Annotated in this window: 3 protein-coding genes; 2 read left to right on the top strand and 1 reads right to left on the bottom strand. The window is 53.4% G+C overall.

All coding sequences use genetic code 11. The annotated features are described in order from the left end of the window. Positions 1-809 (bottom strand): hypothetical protein (locus HUU10_15630; protein ID NUQ83033.1); only part of this gene is annotated, 809 nt, incomplete at its 3' end. A 413-nt stretch (positions 810-1,222) separates the two neighbouring features. Between HUU10_15630 and HUU10_15625 the strand changes: the two genes are divergently transcribed. Both HUU10_15625 and HUU10_15620 read left to right on the top strand, forming a co-directional pair. Next, positions 1,223-2,905: a formate--tetrahydrofolate ligase gene (locus HUU10_15625; protein ID NUQ83032.1), complete on the top strand. Its 1,683-nt coding sequence runs from the start codon at positions 1,223-1,225 to the stop codon at positions 2,903-2,905. Positions 2,906-2,982: 77 nt separating this feature from the next. Continuing rightward, the gene (locus HUU10_15620) at positions 2,983-3,963 is read left to right on the top strand and encodes an NAD(P)H-quinone oxidoreductase (protein ID NUQ83031.1); all 981 of its coding nucleotides are present in this window, start codon (positions 2,983-2,985) and stop codon (positions 3,961-3,963) included. Positions 3,964-4,864 lie beyond the last annotated feature (901 nt).

Raw genomic sequence — 4,864 nt, 5'->3', positions numbered from 1 at the left:
CCGTCATAATGCGTGATGGAGCCATTGGTTCCCACCCAGTAGATGTTGGATTTGGAGGATGCCCATGCTCTTTTCAAGAATCCGCGTGCTGATTCAACAGGAAAACGGTTAGGTTTCCACGTTTTACCATAATTATCTGAAACAGCATACCCACCATCATCGGTGGTAATCCATAACTGCCCGTCCACATACAAAATGGTGTAAATGATTGTTGGGGAGAGTGTTCCGGAGGGATGAATCGGAGTGTTTATCCGCACCTTCGTCCACGTTTTACCATTCCACATGGCAGCGTTGTACCGATCAGAAGAGTCATAAGGGTACTTTAAGATATCACCCACCACCCAGACGCAGGTATCGTTCACAATGGCCACATCCCATAAAATCGAACCGGGGGCTCCGATGGTATCCACCTGCCAGGTAAAATCATGACTGGTGGTATCCATGGTCCGGGTGGGTAACGGGTTACTGGCATAGGGTCGGGTGTTCTTCTTACCGGTTACTTTCCAGATGTAAGTGGTGGAAGGCGTGAGTCCGGTCAGGGAGAGCACTGTGTCGGGTTTGGTGAGCTTTAGGGTATCGGCTGGCAGGTCATTCCGAAGCAACACCAGACTATCCAGAGGCAGATCGGCTGGGTTGGCAGAGAGTTTCATCTGCATGGAAGTGAGCCGGGGGGAGGCGAACAATTCCAGAGCCAACACCCCGGGTCCGGGATCGACAGGCGGGTCGGGGTCATTGGGTGACTGGCAGGACAGAGTCATGCCAAGTACCAAATGAGATAAAAGCAGGCTCATTCTTATTGTCGGGTTCATGGTTACGTCCTGTGACAAAATGCAAAAAAAAAAAAATGAGATGTCAAGGTCCGGTATAAAAATAGCGTTTTGGGAGAAGGAACACAGGAGGCAGCAGCCAGCAGCCAGAATTCAGTAGCCAGTAGCCAGTAGCCAGAATTCAGTAGCCAGTAGCCAGAAGCCAGAATTCAGAATTTCGCCCCCTCCGCCGGTGAGGGTCTGTTGAATTTTTGCTTTGAAATACCCGCCCCCTTCGAGAGCCTCAGGGCCCGGGTATTTCTGTTCTCTGTTTTCTGATCACTGATGTCTGATTTCTGGTATTTCCCATCACCCCTCCCCAATCACTCCCCCAAAAAAGACCTGTCGATATTTTATCGGTTCCTTTGTATTTTCCCGCCGGCCCTGACCAGGCCGGAACAGAAAAGGAAACAACCATGCCGACCGTACCCTCCGATATCGATATCGCCCGCCGGGCGACGCTTCAACCCATTGAAACCATCGCCACTCAGCTGGATTTATCTCCGGATGAACTGATCCGTTACGGACCTCACATTGCCAAAATTGAAATGAAGAAGGTCCGGGAAGTGCTTGAAAAACCGGCCAGGGGCAAACTGGTACTCGTTTCTGCCATTACCCCGACTCCGGCCGGTGAGGGAAAAACCACCATTTCGGTGGGATTGACTCAGGCGCTTCACGAATTGGGCATCCGGGTATCCGCAGCGCTTCGCGAGCCCTCTTTGGGCCCCTGCATGGGGGTGAAAGGCGGAGCCACCGGAGGTGGTTTTGCCCAGGTTCTGCCCATGGAAGCCATCAATCTTCATTTTACCGGGGATATTCATGCGGTCACCACCGCCCATAATCTTGTGGGTGCCATGATTGATCAGCACATCTATTATGGAAACGACCTGAACCTCGATCTGAATGCCATCACCTGGCGCCGTGTGATGGATATGAACGACCGGTCCCTGCGGGTCATTCAGGTTGGATTGGGAAGCAGTAAAAACGGAATTCCGAGAGAAACCGGCTTTGACATCACGGCGGCCTCCGAAATCATGGCCATTTTGTGTCTGGCTTCGGGGTACAATGACCTTAAAAAGCGGCTTTCCGCCATTGTCATCGGATACACTCCCGACGGAAAGGCGGTGCGGTTGGGTGACCTGCAGGTGGTGGGCGCCGTTGCCACTCTGCTGAAAGATGCCCTGCAGCCAAACCTGGTTCAGACCATTGGCGGAGCGCCTGTGTTTATTCACGGCGGACCGTTTGCCAACATTGCCCAGGGCGCAAACAGCATCCTGGCCACCCGGCTGGCTCTTGGCCTGTCGGATGTGGTGGTGACCGAAGCCGGATTTGGTTTCGATCTGGGAGGAGAAAAGTTCTTCGATCTGGTCTCACCCATGGCCGGCTTCTATCCCGGGGCGGTGGTGCTCGTCGCCACCGTCCGCGCGCTGAAAATGCACGGGGGAATTCCGAAAGATCAGTTAAAAACACCCGATCCGGCGGCGGTGCTGGCCGGTCGTGCCAATCTGGAAAAACACATTCAGAATGTACGTGTATTTGGCGTGGAACCAGTGGTCGCCATCAACCGGTTTATCACCGATAGCGATGAGGAAATTCAGGCCATTGAACACATCTGCCGTGATCTGAATGCTCAGGCAATTCCGGTTACTTTCTGGGCCGATGGCGGACGCGGTGGACTCTCGCTTGGAAAAGCGGTGATGGAGGTGCTCAGCCATCCGAAGGAAAAACGGATCCGGTTATATGAACCGGAATGGCCCATCGAGAAGAAGATTGAGAAAGTGGCCAAGACCATTTACGGGGCGGATGAAGTGATTTTTCAGCCGACCGCGGTGGAATCGATCAGACGCCTTGTCGGAAACAATCTGGACCGGCTTCCCATCTGTATTTCCAAAACTCAGAATTCCCTGTCGGATAATCCGAAACTGATGAACCGGCCAACGGGATTTTCACTGACCGTCCGCGATGTGCTTCCCTCGGCCGGTGCCGGTTTCCTCGTGGTACTGACCGGCGAACTCATGCGGATGCCCGGTTTACCGCAACGCCCGGCTGCCATGGAAATTGATATCGATGATGATGGAAACATTTCCGGCTTGTTCTGAACCGGGTTTCTCAGAAAAGGAACGGGTCCGGTGGGTCTATGTGACTATCAGTCCGTCCGTATTTTTATGGAATGGTCATGAGTAAAGCGGCCTGGTTCAGTCGTCCCGGTGATGCATCGGTGATTGAATGGATCGATGTGCCCGATCCGGTCCCCGGCCCATGGGATGTTCTCATTGATGTGAAAGCCTTCGGAATCAATCGCGCGGATATTGTCCAGCGGGAAGGGAAGTATCCGCCACCGGCCGGTGTGACCGACATTCCCGGACTGGAAGCATCGGGCGTTGTGCTGGCATGCGGCAAACGGGTCACCCGGTTTGCTCCCGGCGATCGTGTTATGACACTGGTTCCCGGCGGGGCATATGCAAACTTGCTCACAGCCGATTCGCGCACCACATGGAAAGTCCCCGATCCCGTACCCTTCACAGTCGCGGCTGCTTTGCCCGAAATGCTCATGACCGCCTGGATGAACCTGATCACCATCGGTAGGCTGAAGCGGGGAGAGACTATTCTGATTCATGCTGGTGCCAGCGGAATCGGAATGGCGGCCATCCAATTGGCCGTCTGGCGCAGAGCCAGCGTGGCAGTCACTTGCGGAACACCCGGAAAACAGGCATTCTGCCAGTCGTTGGGAGCCTCACTGGCGATCAATTACCGTGAAACACCTTCCTTTTCTTCGGTGATTAAACAGCAGATGAAAGGCGTTCACCTGATTCTGGATCCGGTTGGTGCCTCTTACCTGACCGAAAATCTTTCCTGCCTTCTGCCGGATGGACGGTTGATCCTGATCGGACTGATGGGCGGGGTGCTTGCAGACAAGGTCAATCTTGGTCAGATGCTGGTGAAGCGACTCCGGATCACCGGTAGCACCTTGCGCAGCCTGCCCATTCTGAAAAAGGCGGCTGTAGCCCGTGATCTGGACAAACGGGTGCTGCCGTGGGTCTTTTCAGGGGCGTTTCATTGTCACATTGACCGGGTGTTTAAGCCTGAGGAATTACCCGATGCACATCGTCTGATGGAATCGAACCAGACCATGGGGAAACTGGTGGTTTGTTTTTGAAAGATTCTTAGTAAACAGAAATCAGCGATCGGTCAGAACAAGGGAGTGGTGAATGGAAAGACCCCGGAGGTTGCATTTCGACTGCGCTCAATGACCTCTCAAAGCTGAGGATTTTTCCAGTGACGAGTGACGAGAAAATACCAGTGATTGGTGAATTGAAAATCCGGGAACGCATTTTCAGGGGCGTAGCCCTGGCATCTTTGTAGATTTCAATGCGCCATGTAAAGTGAATTGAGGGGCGTAGCCCTGACATCTCGTCCGTACCAACATGGAGGCACAAACCTGATTTTCCAGCACCGGATAAGATGTCACCGCTACGCGGCTTGAATACCTGACATTCCTATGTTGCTACAAAGATGCCACCGCTACGCGGCTGAAATTCCATCAAATCAACACCAACTGTTGCCCGTTTTTCGCAGACATTAAACAGTGGTCAGTCAAAACAAGGGAGTGGTGATGAAAATCCCGGCCCCCGAGTGCCGAATCCGGTGGCTGCATTTCGACTGTGCTCAATGACCAAAGTTTACCCCGATGAAGTCGGGGAAGCCATCCGGATGAGGATTATCGAGGGGCCCGGTTTATCCTGCCTTTTCCGCAACTTCTGCATAAACCTGCGAGTTGGTTTGCTCCGCAGGATTACTTTTTCAGCTGAAAAAGTACCCATCCCTCGGCTTCGCTCGGGAACCGGCCAAGCCGACCGCCCAGCCTTAGACCCCGATAGTAATACGGCACTTCGATAAACTCAGTGTACCAAATTTCGGAGTACCTCAACTCAAAACTACATTCAGGCCCGGAAGCCGCCGAACTCGTCCCGATGAATCGGGACTCAGACAGCAATCGTTTCTGACGGCCTTCCGTTTCTCACGTCGTCGGCTGGCCGATGTCGGCAAAGACAAAAATC

This window comes from Bacteroidota bacterium (genome assembly GCA_013360915.1).
GTDB lineage: Bacteria > Bacteroidota > JABWAT01 > JABWAT01 > JABWAT01 > JABWAT01.
Note: the sequence above shows the minus strand (reverse complement) of the source record. Positions and strands in the feature narration are given on the sequence as shown.